Source organism: Micromonospora humidisoli (assembly GCF_016900955.1).
Lineage (GTDB): Bacteria > Actinomycetota > Actinomycetes > Mycobacteriales > Micromonosporaceae > Micromonospora > Micromonospora wenchangensis.
The window spans coordinates 21395-37174 of the sequence record NZ_JAFEUO010000012.1 but is presented as its reverse complement, the minus strand read 5'-3'; the positions used below and the strand labels follow the sequence as shown (position 1 = coordinate 37174).

The following is a 15780-nucleotide window of genomic DNA, read 5'->3' as shown; positions in this document are numbered from 1 at the left end:
GACGGCCGGTCACTCGGCCACCGGAGCGGCGGGGCGGTCGATCGCCGACCAGGGCTCGCGGCCGGGGGTCTGCGCGCCGACCGGGCAGGTACGCCGGTAGTCGCACCAGCCGCACCGGGGCCCGGCGACGGCGGGGAACGCCTCGTCCGGGTCGGCCCCGTCGGTGACCGCCCGCTCGGCGGCCATGATGTCCCGGGCGGTGTCCTCGGCGCGGCTGAGCTGCCGGGCCAGCGACTCGTCGGTGTGGTCGTGCCCGGCGACGGTGCCGGTCGGCAGGTGGTGCAGCTCCACCCGGCGGCAGGGCCGGCGGAACGTCCGCTCGGCGGCGTACGCGTAGAGGGCGAGCGCCTGCGAGCCGCGTGCGTCGTCGGCGTCCAGCCCGGTACGGCCGGTCTTGTAGTCGACGATGACCAGTTCGGGGCCGTCCGGGCCGGGGCGGGAGTCGATCCGGTCGGCCCGCCCGTTGAAGGCCAGCACCGCCGTCTTGACGGCGACCACCCGTTCCACGCCCAGCGGGTCGTCGCCGGGGTCGAGGGTCGCGACGTACCCCTCCAGCCAGCCCAGCGCCCGCTGGTAGGCCGCGCGTTCCTGCTCGTCGTCGCGGTAGCCCTCGCGGACCCAGGTGCCCTTGAGCAGGGCGGGCAGCGCCTCGGGACGCCGCCGGTCGGCAGGCAGCGCATACCAGTTCTTCAGGGCGGTGTGCACGCTCGCGCCGAGCGAGTTGTGCGCCCACGGCGGGCCCTTCGGCGGGGCGGGCCGGTCGAGGTAGGCGTAGCGGTAGCGGCGGGGGCAGTCGGCGTACGCGCCGAGCTTGCTGGGTGTGCAGGTGAAGAGCCGTTCGGGCATGCCGGCGAAGCCGAGTTGCTCGGGTTGGCCGGAGCGGGGCCGGGGGGTACCGGCGGAGGAGGCTCGTCGCACCCCCGTGATCCTGCCAGCCCGGTACGACAGCCCGACGGCGGCACGACGGCGGATCAGCTCATGTTCACGTACTGGGTGACGAAGGCGGCCACCGCGTCGGCGATGAGCTGCACGGCGATGGCCGCCAGCAGGAGGCCGGCGATCCGGGTCAGCACCTCGATGCCGCCCGGTCGGAGGATCTTGACGATCCCGCCGGAGAACCGCAGCACCACCCAGACCGCCAGCATCACCGCGACGATCGCGGCGGCGATCGCCGAGACCTGCCCGACGCCCTCGGACTGCTGCACGAAGAGCATGGTCGCCACGATCGCGCCGGGACCGGCCAGCAGCGGGGTGCCCAGCGGCACCAGGGCGATGTTGGAGGTGACCTGCTGGCTGGGGTCGTCGGCCTTGCCGGTGAGCAGTTCCAGCGCCACCAGGATCAGCAGCAGGCCACCGGCCGCCTGCAACGCCGGCAGGTCCACGTGCAGGTAGGCGAGGAGGGTCTGGCCGGCGACGGCGAAGACCACGATGACGCCGAGCGCCAACGCGACCGCCTGCCAGGCGGCCCGGTTACGGTCACGGGCCGGCAGCGGGCCGGTCAGGGCGAGGAAGATCGGCATCATGCCCGGCGGGTCGACGATGACCAGCAGGGTCACGAAGACCTCACCGAAGAGCTTGAGATCCACCGGACGAGGGTAGCGGTGCCGCTGGCAGGCGAAACGCGGATCACCCGGAAGCGACGCCGGTCACTCCGGAGGCCGCCGCGACGATCCGCTCGTACGCCTCCACGGCGGTGGTGTGCGCGCCCAGCCGGACGGTCTTGTGGCTGCCGTGGAAGTCCGACGAGCCGGTGACCAGCAGGCCCAGGTCGGCGGCGAGCTGCCGGACGTACTCCGCCTCTTCGGGGGTGTGGTCCTCGTGGTCGGCTTCCAGGCCGGCGAGCCCCGCCTCGGCCAGCTCGGCGATCAACGAGTCGGGGACGATCCGCCCCCGCCGGCTGGCTCGGGGGTGGGCGAACACCGGCACGCCGCCGGCCGCCCGGACCAGGGCGACGGCCCGGAACACGTCGGTGTCCTCCTTGGGTAGCCGGTACCGCTGCCCCAACCACTGCGGGCCGAACGCCTCGGTGGTGGTGGCGACCAGGCCGGCCCGGATCAGCGCGGCGGCGATGTGCGGGCGGCCGACCGTGCCCCCGTCGGCGGCGGCCATGATCTGCGTCCAGCTGACGTCGATCCCGTCGGCGCGCAGCAGCTCGACGATCCGTTCCCCGCGCACCTCCCGGGCCTGCCGTACTCGGGCCAGCTCGGCGACCAGTTCGGGATGTTCCGGGTCGAACAGGTACGCCAGCAGGTGCAGCGGGAGCGCCGGCTCGGCACCCTGCCAGCGACAGGACAGTTCCGCACCCCGGACGAGGCTGAGCCCGGCCGGCAGCGCGTCGACCGCCGCCGCCCACCCGGCGGTGGTGTCGTGGTCGGTGATCGCCACCACGTCCAACCCGGCGTCGGCGGCGGCCCGGACCAGTTCGGCCGGGCCCAGCGTGCCGTCGCTGGCGGTGGAGTGGGCGTGCAGGTCGATCAACGGGCGCGCGGGCATGATCCCGACGCTACCCGGGCAGGTCACCCCGGATCGGCACCGGTCACCAGCACCGGCCGGACGCCGTCACCGGCCCCGGCGACCGGGGTCGAGCTGGTCGGCTGGCCCGCCAGCGCCTCGTCGGGGCGCAGCCGGACCAGTGCACCGTCCCGGTCGACGTACGCCGCCGTGCGGGTGTCCGTCCAGGTCACCACGCCGTCGATCACCGGGCCGACGGTCCGCGACGGCGGGGCGGTGCCGGCCAGGTCGACCAGGACCGCGCCGTCCGCCCCGGCGAGCCGGCCGTTGACCAGCAACCAACGCCCGTCGGGGGAGACCACACCCCGGCCGTCGGCAGCGGGCGTCGGCGCGCACCTGGTGGTGGCCGGGGTGAGGTCGGGGTCGAGCACGGCCAGACAGTTCCGGGCCCCGGCGCGTACCCGGGCGACCAGCCGGCCGTCCGGTCTGGTCCCGTAGACGTCGAGGACGTCCGGGGCGACGGGCCCGGGTGACCCGCCAGGCGTCGGCCGCCACCACCGGTGGCCGGAGACGGAACCGGACCGCAGCAGCACCCGGTCGCCGACGAACCGGACCGGCACCGCGTCGGCGGGCGGTCCCGCGACGAAGGCGACGAGCTGACCGGCGACGATCCCGGCGGCGAAGAGCCGGCCGTCGTCCCGCCAGGCCACCTGCCGCCCGTCGGGTGACAGGGCGATCTCGTCCACCCCGGCGAGCAACGCCCGGGACTCACCGCCGGCGGGCACCATCCAGAGGGTACGGCCGGCCGCGGTGACCGCCCCGGTCAGCAGCCAGCCGCCGTGTTCGGGCAGCCGTTGCGCGCGTTCGACCGGCCCGACGCCCAGGTCGTACCGCTGCCCGGCGACGGTGACCAGGGCACCGGCGACGATCAGGTCGACCCCGCCGTCGGCGGGTGTCTGTGGCGGGGCGGGCGCGACCGGGCCGGCGGACAGGCTGGCCACCTCGCGCGGGTCGCCGAGCACCACGGTCGGGGTGGTGGGGCGGCCCGCCTGCCCAGCGAGCTGGGTCATCCCCCCGGTGAGCAGTGCGGTCGCCACACCGGCCAGGGCGAGTCCGGCGGCCGTACGCCGTCGTCGCGCCCGACGGGCCCGCCCGAGCGCCGTCCCGGCCGGGTCGACGGGCAGCCGGTGCGGTACGGCGACCCGCTGGGCGAGGGTCTCCCGCAGCGCCTGCTCCAGCGGCTCGTCGTGCGTCACGGCGAATGGACGCTCGGGGGTGCCGGTCTGGTTGTCCGACCGGGGTGAGGAGGGTTTCATCGGCTCTCCGCAGCGAGCGCGGTGGTCGGTTCGGGTCGGGTCCCCGCGCCGACCGGCCGGGCCGTCGCCGGGTCGTCGCCGGTCCCGGCGGGTGCCGCTACCGACGGGGTGGCCCCGGCCCGGGTGGGCCGCCCACCGGCGGGGGTCAGGGCGGACGGCGTGCCGGCGCGGTCGGGCAACGCCCCGGCGTGCTCCGCGGCGGGCGACCCCGCCACCTGCACCGGCGGGCCGGCGCGTCGGCGTCCACCGGCCGGGGTCCGGCCCGGCGTGGGCGTCGGGGTGCCGCCGGTGGCCCGGTCGGACGACGGGGTACGGGCGGCGCGGGAGGGCCGGGCGGAGGTGGCCGGGCGGGCCGTCGGGGTGGGGCGGCCGGTCGGGTCGGCGGCGAGGTCGGGCAGTCCTTCGGCGGCGAGCCGGCGGCGCAGGGTGTTCAGGGCGCGCGACGTCTGGCTCTTCACCGTGCCCGGGGAGATCTCCAGCAGGGCCGCCGTCTGGGCCTCCGACAGGTCCTCGTAGTAGCGCAGCACCAGCACCGCCCGCTGCCGGGCAGGCAACCTGCGCAGGTGCCGCCAGAGGGCGTCCCGGTCGAGCTGCTGCTCGATCTCGTCGACTCCGGCCCGCTCGGGCAGCACCTCGGTGGGGCGCTCACCGTGCCACCGACGCCGCCACCAGCTCGTGGACGTGTTGACCATGACCCGCCGGGCGTACGGCTCGACCGCCTCGATCCCGCCCAGCCGCCGCCAGGCCAGGTACGTCTTGGTCAGCGCGGTCTGGAGCAGGTCCTCGGCGGTGGCCCAGTCCCCGGCGAGCAGGTACGCGGTACGCAGCAGGGCACCGGAGCGCGCCGCGACGAAGTCACGGAACTCGTCCTCCAGCGGATCCCGGCCCACCGCTCACCTCCGCACCCCGTCCTGCCTGGCAGGCTGTCACGCCGGACCGGGTCCGGTCGACGGCGGAAGGGAGGCAGTTCGCCCTCCGGACGGACGAAACCGTTCAGGCGCCGTCGTCGGCCTTCGCCTCGTCGGCCTCCTTGCCCAGCCGGGCCTCGACCGCCTGCGGCTCGTACATCTCCTCGACGACCCGCAGGTAGAGCTCGTTCGGGTTGGGCAGATTCTTGATCTCCCGCAGCGCCTGCTCCTGGCCGGCGGACTCGAGCACGAAGGTGCCGTAGTTGAGGGCGCGGCCGGTGGGGGTCTGCTCGTACTTCATGTCGGTGACCCGGGCCAGCGGCATCATGGCGACCTTGCGGGTGACGATGCCGTTGACCACCATGACCCGCTTGTTGGTCAGGATGAACCGGTCGTACCACCAGTCGGCGACCTTCCACGCCACCCAGCCCATCACCGCGAACCAGAGCAGCACGGCGATGGTGGTGAGGGCGCCGACGTCCTGCCCGGCGAGGAAGCCGGAGAGGTAGCCGAGAACGAAGGTGGCCGCCACGCCGACGACGATCGGGGTGGCGAGGTGGATCCAGTGCCGCTTCCACTCGCCCCGGTAGCGCTCGGTGGGGAAGAGGTAGCGGGCGACCAGGGAACTGGGCTCGTCCTCCAGGGGCAGCACCCGGCGGGGTGTCATGCCCTGGGCGTCGGACCGCAGGCCGGCCAGCTCCTCTTCGGAGATGACCGGCTGTTGGTAGCCGGCTTCCGGATCGCGGACCCAGGTCCGCCCCTGACCACCGAATCCCGGGACGTCGCCGTAGCCGGCGTCGTCCGAGAAGGACGGTCCGCCGGTGGGTCCCGCCCCGGCCCCGTAGGCCGGCCCGTCGTCGGGTCGGTACCTCGGGATCGGCTCGGTGTCCCGCTCCCGGCGGTCCCGGCCGGGATCGTCCGGGTCGAACGGGGGTCCGGAGGGGCTGCCCATCGGGGGTTAGGCGACGAGGCTCGTGAAGAAGTCGCCGAAGCCCTGGGCGATGTCCACGATGCCACCGCCGAGCGACTTGAAGACGTCCGCTGCCGAGTTTGGCCGGTAGGCAACGAAGAAGATCAAGAATGCGATACCGGCCCAGGTGAGGACCTTCTTGACCATAGCGGGCCATCCTCTCGCGCGGCGCCGGGTCCGTTTACCGCAGCGGCACCCAGAGTATCAGCATGATGCCGTAGCGTGAATATCTGCGTCCCATCTCCGACTCGCCGGGAGGGCCGTCAAGCCCCTCCGTGCAGGTACGGGGACGGAGCGCCGTACACGAGCTCGGGCGGAGTCCACTCGGTGAGGTCGTGCAGGACGACATCTTCCGCGAGGAGGTGACCCGCGCTCGCCGGCCAGGCTATCGCATGGAGCCACATTCCCCGAGCCTCACCGGCGTACGCGCTTCGATCCGTTGCCGAATTGATTAACCACAGTGGAGTCGGATGGCCCCCGACCCTGATCCGCGCCGGCTCGACATGCTCGGGGTGACCAGGGCCGGGACCGGGCCCGGCCAGCACCTCCGTCAACTCTGGACCGGGATCCGGGCCGGCCACCCCGGCGAACCGGGTGCCCAATCCCACTCCCGGCTCCTCGGCCACCAGGACCAGTTCGGCCGGTCCACCGCCGAGCGGGGCCGGCCCGGCGCACGCGACGGCCGTGGCCCGCACGCCACCGGCCTCGTCGCCGGCCCAGGCCACCCCGGTCACCGTCCAGCCGGACGGCAGCGGCCACGGGCACCACAGGGGCAGCGCGGGCCGCTGCGGGTCGCTCTCTGCCGCCACCCGGTCCACCACGCTCGCCACGATGTCGGCGTCGATGTGCTCGGGCACGTGCAGCGGGGCCACCGGTCCGCACCTGACGCAACGCGACTCACCGTGCATCAGGTCCGGTGGGCGTACCTGACCCGCACACCTCGGACAACTCACCACGACACTCACATCCCCACCGTGGCCCGGCGACGCGCCCGGCGTCAAGCCGCCGCCACGAACGTGCCGCCCCTTTCCGCACCTCAGCGCCCACGCGGCGATTTCCCGGGGCCGGCCGCCCGGCGCGAGTGCCGGTCGCCGGGGCGGGGACGCCGGCCCGGTGCGGGGCGGGCGGGTGCGGGCCAGGCGGGCGGGTGCAGGGCGGGCGGGTCAGGCGGGCGGGGCGGCGGCGTGGGCGCGTACCCAGGCGTGCATGGCGATGCCGCTGGCCACCCCGGCGTTGATCGACCGGGTCGAGCCGTACTGGGCGATCGAGAAGAGCTGGTCGCAGGCGGCGCGGGCGGCGGCGGACAGCCCCGGCCCCTCCTGGCCGAAGAGCAGCACGCAACGCCGGGGCAGGGTGATCGTCTCCAACGGCCGGGAACCGGGCAGGTTGTCGATGCCGACCACCGGCAGCTCCTGCCCGGCGGCCCAGCCGACGAACTCCTCGATGGTCGGATGGTGCCTGACGTGCTGGTACCGGTCGGTGACCATGGCACCCCGACGGTTCCACCGGCGCAGCCCGACGATGTGCACCTCGGCCGCGAGGAAGGCGTTGGCGTTGCGCACCACCGTGCCGATGTTGAAGTCGTGCTGCCAGTTCTCGATGGCCACGTGGAAGTCGTGCCGCCGGGCGTCCAGGTCGGCCACGACGGCCTCCCGCCGCCAGTAGCGGTAGCGGTCCACCACGTTGCGCCGGTCGCCGGCGGCGAGCAGCTCCGGGTCGTAGCGCGGGTCGTCAGGCGGGTCGCCCGGCCACGGTCCGACACCCACGTCGAGCTGGTCCTCGGTCACGGTTCCAAGAGGGTACGGCCGCCGCCGCGACCCCCGTAGGCCACCCCGACCGGTGTCACCCCAGGGGGTGCGCACGGGTCCGGGGTGCCCTCACCGCCCGCGCAGCCCCAACGCGTCGCCGAGGCGTTCCAGGAACCACCTGTCGGTGGGGTCGGGGGCACCGGTCCGGCAGACCCGGACCGCCACCGACTCCACCCACTGCCGGTACGCGGCGGAGTCCGCGGGGTCGGCCCGTCGACGCAGCACCCGGACGGCGGCCCGGCAGGCCGGTGGCAGGTCGGCCGGGCCGGTGGGCCCGCCGACCGCAGCGGTCGCGCCGTCGTGCCGGGCGTAGATCGCGGCGACCACGGCGCGGACGAGGTCGCTGTCGGAGGCCCGGCCGGCGGCGAGAGCGTCCAGCCCGACGAGGCCGGCGGCGACGTCCCGGGTCGGGCGACCGGGGCCGGGTGAGGCGGCGGCCACCAGCACCCGGCCGGGCAGCGTGGTGAGCAGTTCCCACTCGGTGGCGGAGTAGGTGGCGGTGGTCAGCGGTGCGGCACGCCGTCCGGCAGAGGGCGGCTCTCCGGCGCGGGAGTGGCTCATCAGGACCTCCGCCGCCAGCATAAGCCCGCCGGACGGGTGACGGGCTCGTCCCGGCGCGATCCGCGCCCGTGGGCCGTTCGGTGTCGCGGCCGGGGTGCCCGCGCGCCGCCGTCGACGGGCAGCGGCGAGTACGACTCGACACGCCTTACCGCTGATTAAGGAGACCTCGGCTGGCGGGTGACAGGAAAATGTCACTCCCGGGCCCATCCGGGGGGAGACGCAATGAGCGGCGGGGCCCTCCCCGGCACCCGCCGCCCACGCTCTGATGTCGAAGATTCTGCCCCACCACGACGATGAACGAACAGAGACGGAGGTCACATTTATCTTTTCGTAACAATACTCAGAGTCACTAACGATCAACGAGAGAGCGATCTCTGCAGGTGAAGTAGTACCTTGTCAGGCGACAAGTTCGCGCATGTTGGCTGCTCCGGGCGGCGATCTCCCTGGAAACGCTCCCATCACGGGCCGTCACGCAAATGCGTCGTGCAAGTGCAGTCCGCACACGCGCATCGACAGATGCAGCTCGATGAGCATGATCGGAGCTCCGGAGCGGCCCGGTTTCGGCACGCCCCACCCGGGAATTTGCCGGGGTACCACCTGGTTCTACCGGACGGAAAAAGCAATCCGCGCTGATCGGAGAGTCCAATGGCAACCGTTGAGCTGACCACGGCCAACTTCGACGAGGTGACCGAGAGCAGCGGCATCGTGCTGGTCGACTTCTGGGCCGAGTGGTGCGGCCCGTGCAAGCGGTTCGCCCCGGTCTACGAGCGCTCGTCGGAGAAGCACCCCGACATCACCTTCGGCAAGGTCGACACCGAGGCGCAGCAGGAACTGGGCGCCAAGTTCGACATCCGCTCGATCCCGACGATCATGGCGATCCGGGACGGCGTGATCGTCTTCGCCCAGCCCGGCGCGCTGCCCGAGTCGGCCCTGGAGAACCTGATCGAGCAGGTCCAGGCCCTGGACATGGACGACGTCCGCAAGCAGCTGGCGAACCACCAGCACTGAACACCGCCGCCGGCGGTCGGGCCCCACGGTCCGGCCGTCGGCGTTTCACTTGCGTCGCGCTCGCACACATGTTCGAATAGCGACATGCGCTGGGACCACCTCTCCGCTCCCCCGGACGAGGAGCGTCCCGACCGGGCAGCGCCAGCGACGCCACCCCTGCCGCTGGCGCTGCCCGGCGCGGTCACCCGCACGTTCGACACCCCCGACTTCGCCGGCATGACCTTCTACGAGGTGCAGGCCAAGTCGATCATCAACCGGGTGCCGACCGGGTCGCGGGTGCCGTTCAGCTGGACGATCAACCCGTACCGGGGCTGCACCCACGCCTGCGTCTACTGCTTCGCCCGCAACTCGCACACCTACCTCGACCTCGACGCGGGCGCGGACTTCGACCGCAAGGTGGTCGTCAAGGTCAACGCCGGGGAGCTGGTCCGGCGTGAGTTGGCCGCCGCGCGGTGGCGGGGCGCACCGATCGCGATGGGCACCAACGTCGACTGCTACCAGCGCGCCGAGGGCCGCTACCGGCTGCTGCCGCCGATCATCACGGCGCTGCGGGACTTCGCCAACCCGTTCTCGATCCTCACCAAGGGCACCCTGATCCTGCGTGACCTGCCGCTGCTGTGCCAGGCCGCCGAGGTCACCCGGGTCAGCCTGTCGTTCTCGGTGGGCTTCGTCGACGAGACCCTGTGGCGGGCGGTGGAGCCCGGCACCCCGAGCCCGCGTCGCCGGCTCGACGCGGTCCGCCGGCTCACCGACGCCGGCTTCGAGGTGGGGGTGCTGATGGCGCCGATCCTGCCCGGCCTCAGCGACGACGACGCGTCGATCGACGCCACCCTCGCGGCCATCGCCGCCGCCGGCGCCACCGGTGTCACGCCGCTGGCCCTGCACCTGCGCCCCGGTGCCCGCCAGTGGTACGCGCACTGGCTGGGCCGGGAGTTCCCGCACCTGGTCCCCCGCTACCGCGAGCTCTACCGCGCCGGGGCCTACCCGCCGCAGGCGTACCAGCGGGAGTTGACCGCCCGGGTGCGGATCGCGGCCCGCCGGCACGGCCTGCACCGGAGCGAGCGCGGCGACAGCCATCGGGTGCCGGCCCCACCGTCCGCACCCGCCCCCGAACAGCTCGCCCTGCTCTGAGCAGGCCCGTCGAGCGCGCGCGACGGGCAAGCAGGGCCGTGCCCCGGCGGCCGGGCCGGTCCCACCCGCCCGGAATCGGGCTAGGCTCGGCGGATGCGGACCGCACAGCAGCTCCTCGCCGACTCCGCCGTGATCGCCGTCGTGGGCGCGTCCCGCGACCCGGGCAAGGCCGCACACCGGGTGCCGGCACAGATGCAGCGGTACGGCTGGCGGATCATTCCGGTCAACCCGACCGTGGACGAGTTGTTCGGTGAGCGGGCCTACCCGTCGCTCGCCGACATTCCGCACCCGATGGACCTGGTGAACGTCTTCCGCCCGGCCCGGGACGCCGTCGAGGTGGTACGGCAGGCGGCGACCATCGGCGCACCGGCGGTCTGGCTCCAGCTCGGCATCGTCTCCGCCGAGGCGCGGCGGATCGCCGAGGCGGCCGGCATGGACTACGTCGAAGACCGCTGCCTGATCATCGAGCGGGCCGCCGCCGACCTCTCCCGGCTGCCCTGACCGGTCCCCCACCCGCCCCGACGAGGTGACCCGGCGTCAACCGGGTGAAAAGCCGCGCCGCCAGCCGGTAGCGTCCGCCGTAGAGAGGCCACTGACCTGCGGCGGAGGGCGGGCACCGTGAGTACGCCACCGGGGGAGCCGGAGCAGCCGCCGTCACCGTACGAGCCGCCCCGACGTCCGTCCGACGAACCGGCCTCCCCGCCCGCGCCCACCCCGCCGGACGGACCGTGGAGCCCGAGCGGGCCCGAGCCGTCAGCGTGGGCCCCACCTGCCGAGCCGTCCCCCTGGGCGCAGCCGTCCGCGCCCTCCGAGCCGTCGGCCCCGGCCCGGCCGCCGGAGCCGGGTCGCATCGGTGAGTTCCCGGGCGGCGGCGAGCCGGGCGGGTCGGCCCCACCGTCCGGGTCGCCCGGCTGGAGCCGGCCACCGTCGGGCGAGCAGCCGGCGGTCACGCCGCCGGGCGGGCCAGCAGCCTGGGAACAGCCGTCCGCTGGGGAACAGCCACCGCCGTGGGGGCAGCCGCCGGGCGGACAGCAGTGGGGCCACCCGCCACCCGGGCCGTACGGACCACCCGGTGGCGGCGGGACCAACGTGCCGGCGATCCTGTCCCTGGTGTTCGCCTTCGTCTTCGCCCCGGCCGGCATCGTCCTCGGCCACCTGGCGAAACGGCAGATCCGGCGGACCGGCGAGGACGGCGACCAGCTCGCCACCTGGGGGCTGGTCCTCAGTTACGCGTTCACCGCGATCGGGGTGCTCGTCTGCTGCGGCTGGCTCGCCCTGGTCGTGGTGGCCGGCGTCGGCAGCAGCACCGGCACCGGCTACTGATCAGCGGAACTGCGCCTCCCGGACGCTGTTGCCACCGTCGACCACCAGCATCTGCCCGGTGATGTACGACGCCGCGGGCGAGCAGAGGAAGCTGATCGCGGCAGCCACCTCGTCGGGGGTGCCGGGGCGGCCGACCGGGGTGCCGAGCCCCTGCTTGAGCTCCGCCATCGTCGAGGCCGCCGTGTAGATGGTGCCGGGGGCCACCGCGTTCACCGTCACCCCGTCGGCGATCATCTCCATCGCCAGGGCCCGGGTCAGCCCGACCACCCCCGCCTTGGCCGCCGCGTACGCCGCCTCGGTGGGCAGGGCGTTGACCGGGCCGGCGGTCGCCGAGAGGTTGACGATCCGCCCCCAGCCCCGCTCGGCCATCCCGCTGATGAAGGCCCGGCTGCACAGGAACGCGGTGGTCAGGTTTCGGTCGATCTCGCCGCGCCACTCGTCGTAGCTGAGCTGGGCCACCGGGCGGAGCACCTCGGGGCTGGCCCGGCTGGCCAGGCCGGCGTTGTTGACCAACACCTCGACGTCGCCGAGCTGCTCGGCGACCGCGTCGGCGAGCGCGCCGACCTCGGACTCGTCGGTCAGGTCGGCGACGAACCCGGTCACGCCCAGCTCACCGGCCCGCTCGTGGATACGCCGGGTGGTGGAGACGATCGCCACCCGGGCGCCCAGGTCGGCCAGGCGGCGGGCGGTGGCGTACCCGATGCCGTCGGCGCTGCCCGCACCCGTGACCAGGGCGACCCGGCCGTCCAGCCGCATGGTCACCGGGTCCGGCAGCGGCACCGGCTCGTCCTGGCCGGGTTGGCTGCCGCCGGTGGTGGCACGGGTGCGCCGGGCAAGGCCGGGGCGGCTCACGTCCCGCCTCGGTCGGCTGCCGGATCGGTCGGCCCCACGCGCGTCGATAGCCATGCCGGCATCCTGCCCGCTCGACCGGACGCGGGCAACGAGCCACCACGGGGCCGACCCCACCACTGTGCGGTCCTGGCTACCCTGACGGCGCACCTACATGCGACGGAGAAGATCAGATGACCTACCCCCCGCCCTCCGACGGCTGGTCGGACCCGGCCTGGTCGGCCCAGCAGCCCGACCCGACACTGCCGGCCAGTGGCCCGCCGATCTCCGCCCCACCGGTCGGGAAGGACCCGTACGCCCCGGCCGACCCGTACGCGGGCGCGCCGGGCATCCCCGCCCAGGCCGCCCCGGTCGACCCGTACGCCGCCGCTGCCGCCTACCCGCAGCCCGGCTACCCGCAGCCGATGGGGTACGCCGGTTACGGCGGCTACCAGCCTCCGCCGCCGCAGAACGGCCTCGCGATCGCCTCGATGATCGTCTCGATCATCGGCGCGATCGGGCTGTGCGGTTACGGACTCGGCGGCTACATCGGCCTCATCGGCGCGATCCTCGGCCACGTGGCCCGGCGGCAGATCCGGGAGCGGGGGGAGGGCGGTGCGGGCTTCGCCACCGCCGGCATCATCGTCGGGTGGATCTCCACCGTCATCGCGGTGCTGGCCACCATCGCCATCGTGGTCTTCTTCGTCTGGCTGGCCAACCAGGAGTCGACGACCGGGTACGGCACCTCGTACTGAGCGGTGGGGCCGCCCCGGGCACCCTGGGCGGCCCACCCGGTCACCCGCACGTGACGAGAACCCGTACGGCCCCGGTGGGCGTGGTGACTCCACGGTAACCTCGTGCCGTGACCGGGGTGAATGGACCTGTGGAAGATGCCACCGGGCGGCGGACCGTGGTGGTGACCGGGGCCAGTTCGGGCATCGGCCTGGCCGCCGCGGTGGCGCTGGCCCGGCGCGGCGACCGGGTGGCGCTCGTCGGCCGGGACCCGGCCCGCCTCCAGGCCGCCGGTGACCGGGTACGCGAGGCGTCCGGCGAACGCCCCGAACTGTTCCGCGCCGACTTCGCCGTGCTCGACGACGTACGCGGGCTCGCCGAGCGGCTGCGGGCGACGTACGACCGGATCGACGTGCTGGCGAACAACGCCGGGGCGATCGTGTTGGAGCCGCTCACCACGGTCGACGGGTTCGAGCTGTCGATCCAGGCCAACCACCTGGCCCCGTTCCTGCTGAGCAACCTGCTGGTCGACCGGGTCGGCCGGCTGGTGGTGACCGCCTCCGGCGCGCACCGCAGCGGGACCCTCGACCCGGACGACCTCAACGCCGCGCTGCGCCGCTACCGGCCGATGCGCGCGTACGGCACCAGCAAGCAGGCCAACATCCTGTTCGCCGCCGAGGCCGCCCGGCGCTGGTCCGACGTGCCGGCGTACTCGTTCCACCCGGGGGTGGTGCGGACCCGGTTCGGCGCGGACAGCCGGCTGGTCGCCCTCGGCATGCGGGTGATGCCGTTCCGCAGCCCGGAGAAGGGCGCGGAGACGCTGGTCTGGCTGGCCAACCAGCCCGCGTCCCGGCTGGTCGACGGCGGTTACTACGCCGACCGGCGACTGCGCCGGCCCTGGCCGCGTGCCGCCGACCCGGCGCTGGCCGCGCGCCTCTGGACCGCCAGCGCCGCCGCCGTCGGCCTCGACACCTGACCGCGGCGGCAACGGCCACCCACGCCTGCGATCATGACGCCGGGGGAGACAGTTCGTCGTATTCAAGCAGTCCGTTCTCCAGAACATGGCGACGGAACCCACCGACACCGAACGGTAGGAAGTACTCGCCTTCCAGAAGCCGGTCGACCAACTCCTCCACCGTTTTCACGGCGAGCATTTTCGTGCGGACCGCCTGGCACAGCAGCGGGACAGTCGCCGTGACCCGGATGCCCTTTTCCTCGGCGATCTGGCGCGGCGTGGCATCGTCCAGCACCACCTCGCACTTGTAGACCTGGCCCATGGCGAGCACCCCGCACTCGCCGATGTTCCTGCCGTCGACCACCAACCGATCGGCATAGTGGGCGAAGGCTTCGGCGAAACCGACATCGGTCGACCGGTGGACCTTGATCCAGTCTGCGTCGAGCACCGCGCGGGCGGCCGGCACCTGCTCGACGGCACGCTGGAGTTCACGCTCCACGCTGTCGGGGACGTAGACAGGGCGGTCCTCGGCGAGAAAACGCAGGACCCCCAACCATCCCTGCTGAGCGAAATGACGCAGCGGCCCGGTGTCGAAGACCAGGGCGTTCTCGGGAACCGTCACGACACGAAACGCCAGATCTCGTCGGCCCGTCGCTGCCGGACCTGCGGCAGGTCCGCCTCGTCGAACGTGCCCTGTAGTAGGTCCAGGGCACGTTCGCGGCTGATCCGCTCGTCCCGTACCAGCCGCAGCACCGCGCGGGCGAACGGGCGAGGGACCGTCGTTCCCGCCAGTTCCTCCGGGGGGACGTTGAGACCCATCTCCACGATGTCGGTCTGGGTCGTACGGTATCGGCGTACCGCGGCCACCCGCTCGGCGTCGGCCAGGCCCAGTTCCTTCAGGCGGGTCGCGAGGGTGGCCATGTCGACCCGGTAGGCACTCGCGAGGTAAATCGCCGCAGCGCGTTCCCCGGACCGGGACGCCTTTTCCTGCCACTGCGGGGTGATCGCGGCCTCGGGTAGCAGAAACGCGCGGGCGAAGCGGTCGAGGCGTGACTCCAGGGGGACCACCTGATCGGAATGGCCGGCCACCCGCCAGTCGACGGTGTAAGTGTCCGCGATGAGATAGTGACCGAGTTCGTGCGCGAGGGCGAGTCTCCTACGACCGACCTTCATATGGCTGTTGACGAGGCACACACCGCCCCGGGGCAGCAGGACCGACCCGGCGTCCGCCGTGTCCTTGCCGATGTCGCGAGAGAACGCCAGGAGCCCGACGGCGGCGACCCGTTCGACGAACCGACTGATCGGTTCCGTTGCCGAGCAGGCCAGCAGGCCACGCGCCTGCGCCGCGAACGCCTCGGCCTCGGCATTGGTCGACGGTGTCGTGATACCGGCCTGGGTGACCGCCTCGGCACCGTCGAGCCCCAGTTCGTTGACGCCCAACGACGCGACGAATGCGACCTCGCTGGCGAACGTGGTCAGCAGGGTGTCGACCTGCGAGTCTGCGGTGTCCAGCCCCTGACTGGACCGATGGGCGACGAGCGCGGGGACAGGCTCCTCGAAGAACGTGGACATGCGTACACCGATCGCCCCGGCGATGTCCGCCAGTTCGAGCGCGGTGACCTTGCGTATGCCACTCTCGATCTTGTTCATGACCGTTCGTTCGATGCCTACCGCGTGCCCGAGGTCCTCTTGACTGAGGCCTGCACGCTTACGCGCATCCCGGATGCGCTCCCCCAGCGTCCGCGCGTCGATGTCAGCCACCGTGCGATTCTCGCACACCCGAACTGTG

The 15780-nt window shown here is 73.4% G+C and carries 19 protein-coding genes; 6 read left to right on the top strand and 13 right to left on the bottom strand.

All coding sequences use genetic code 11. The features are described 5' to 3' along the window. Positions 1–9: 9 nt before the first annotated feature. From JQN84_RS29825 to JQN84_RS29780, 10 genes are all read right to left on the bottom strand, one after another. Complete coding sequence (locus JQN84_RS29825) at positions 10–846, bottom strand: RecB family exonuclease (RefSeq protein ID WP_204961955.1); 837 nt, start codon at positions 844–846, stop codon at positions 10–12. A 125-nt stretch (positions 847–971) separates the two neighbouring features. Continuing rightward, entirely contained in the window at positions 972–1586 is a 615-nt protein-coding gene (locus tag JQN84_RS29820) for a MarC family protein (RefSeq protein WP_204961924.1), read from the bottom strand. A gap of 40 nt (positions 1587–1626) precedes the next feature. After that, complete coding sequence (locus tag JQN84_RS29815) at positions 1627–2493, bottom strand: PHP domain-containing protein (RefSeq protein ID WP_204961923.1); 867 nt, start codon at positions 2491–2493, stop codon at positions 1627–1629. A 23-nt stretch (positions 2494–2516) separates the two neighbouring features. After that, complete coding sequence (locus JQN84_RS29810; RefSeq protein ID WP_204961922.1) at positions 2517–3767, bottom strand: WD40 repeat domain-containing protein; 1251 nt, start codon at positions 3765–3767, stop codon at positions 2517–2519. After that, on the bottom strand, positions 3764–4657 hold the full coding sequence (locus tag JQN84_RS31815) for a SigE family RNA polymerase sigma factor (RefSeq protein WP_307821491.1): 894 nt from the start codon (positions 4655–4657) through the stop codon (positions 3764–3766). The genes JQN84_RS29810 and JQN84_RS31815 overlap by 4 nt, the downstream gene beginning before the upstream one ends. A 103-nt stretch (positions 4658–4760) precedes the next feature. After that, positions 4761–5627, bottom strand: coding sequence for a PH domain-containing protein (locus JQN84_RS29800; RefSeq protein WP_204961921.1), 867 nt, complete (start codon positions 5625–5627; stop codon positions 4761–4763). 6 nt (positions 5628–5633) lie between these two features. Further along, entirely contained in the window at positions 5634–5792 is a 159-nt protein-coding gene (locus JQN84_RS29795) for a hypothetical protein (RefSeq protein ID WP_165942702.1), read from the bottom strand. Between the two features lie 116 nt (positions 5793–5908). Further along, complete coding sequence (locus tag JQN84_RS29790) at positions 5909–6598, bottom strand: DUF6758 family protein (protein WP_342747143.1); 690 nt, start codon at positions 6596–6598, stop codon at positions 5909–5911. A 210-nt stretch (positions 6599–6808) separates the two neighbouring features. Further along, the gene (locus JQN84_RS29785; protein ID WP_204961920.1) at positions 6809–7432 is read right to left on the bottom strand and encodes a TrmH family RNA methyltransferase; all 624 of its coding nucleotides are present in this window, start codon (positions 7430–7432) and stop codon (positions 6809–6811) included. 90 nt (positions 7433–7522) lie between these two features. Next, positions 7523–8014, bottom strand: a complete 492-nt coding sequence (locus JQN84_RS29780) for a hypothetical protein (RefSeq protein WP_204961919.1) — start codon at positions 8012–8014, stop codon at positions 7523–7525. 645 nt (positions 8015–8659) lie between these two features. Here JQN84_RS29780 and trxA point away from each other — a divergent pair. The 4 genes from trxA to JQN84_RS31810 all read left to right on the top strand — a co-directional run bounded on the left by trxA (position 8660) and on the right by JQN84_RS31810 (position 11476). Then, entirely contained in the window at positions 8660–9022 is a 363-nt protein-coding gene (gene trxA, locus JQN84_RS29775; RefSeq protein WP_088647038.1) for a thioredoxin, read from the top strand. An 84-nt stretch (positions 9023–9106) separates the two neighbouring features. Continuing rightward, the gene (locus JQN84_RS29770; RefSeq protein ID WP_204961918.1) at positions 9107–10153 is read left to right on the top strand and encodes an Rv2578c family radical SAM protein; all 1047 of its coding nucleotides are present in this window, start codon (positions 9107–9109) and stop codon (positions 10151–10153) included. A 93-nt stretch (positions 10154–10246) separates the two neighbouring features. After that, entirely contained in the window at positions 10247–10654 is a 408-nt protein-coding gene (locus tag JQN84_RS29765; RefSeq protein ID WP_204961917.1) for a CoA-binding protein, read from the top strand. Positions 10655–11242: 588 nt separating this feature from the next. Next, a complete protein-coding gene (locus tag JQN84_RS31810) occupies positions 11243–11476 on the top strand; it encodes a DUF4190 domain-containing protein (protein WP_307821489.1) in 234 nt (77 codons plus the stop codon). Here JQN84_RS31810 and JQN84_RS29755 read toward each other — a convergent pair whose 3' ends face one another. Then, a complete protein-coding gene (locus JQN84_RS29755) occupies positions 11477–12382 on the bottom strand; it encodes an SDR family NAD(P)-dependent oxidoreductase (RefSeq protein WP_204961915.1) in 906 nt (301 codons plus the stop codon). Positions 12383–12498: 116 nt separating this feature from the next. Here JQN84_RS29755 and JQN84_RS29750 point away from each other — a divergent pair, with 116 nt between their 5' ends. Together JQN84_RS29750 and JQN84_RS29745 are read left to right on the top strand one after the other, a co-directional pair. Beyond that, entirely contained in the window at positions 12499–13059 is a 561-nt protein-coding gene (locus JQN84_RS29750) for a DUF4190 domain-containing protein (RefSeq protein WP_204961914.1), read from the top strand. Positions 13060–13187: 128 nt separating this feature from the next. Further along, positions 13188–14012 (top strand): SDR family NAD(P)-dependent oxidoreductase, encoded by an 825-nt coding sequence (locus tag JQN84_RS29745; RefSeq protein WP_204961954.1) that lies wholly within the window; start codon positions 13188–13190, stop codon positions 14010–14012. Positions 14013–14043: 31 nt separating this feature from the next. Here the strand turns inward: JQN84_RS29745 and JQN84_RS29740 are convergent, their stop codons facing one another. Together JQN84_RS29740 and JQN84_RS29735 are read right to left on the bottom strand one after the other, a co-directional pair. After that, positions 14044–14613, bottom strand: coding sequence for a PIN domain-containing protein (locus JQN84_RS29740; protein ID WP_281900716.1), 570 nt, complete (start codon positions 14611–14613; stop codon positions 14044–14046). After that, a complete protein-coding gene (locus JQN84_RS29735; protein ID WP_204961913.1) occupies positions 14610–15752 on the bottom strand; it encodes a helix-turn-helix domain-containing protein in 1143 nt (380 codons plus the stop codon). The genes JQN84_RS29740 and JQN84_RS29735 overlap by 4 nt, the downstream gene beginning before the upstream one ends. Positions 15753–15780 lie beyond the last annotated feature (28 nt).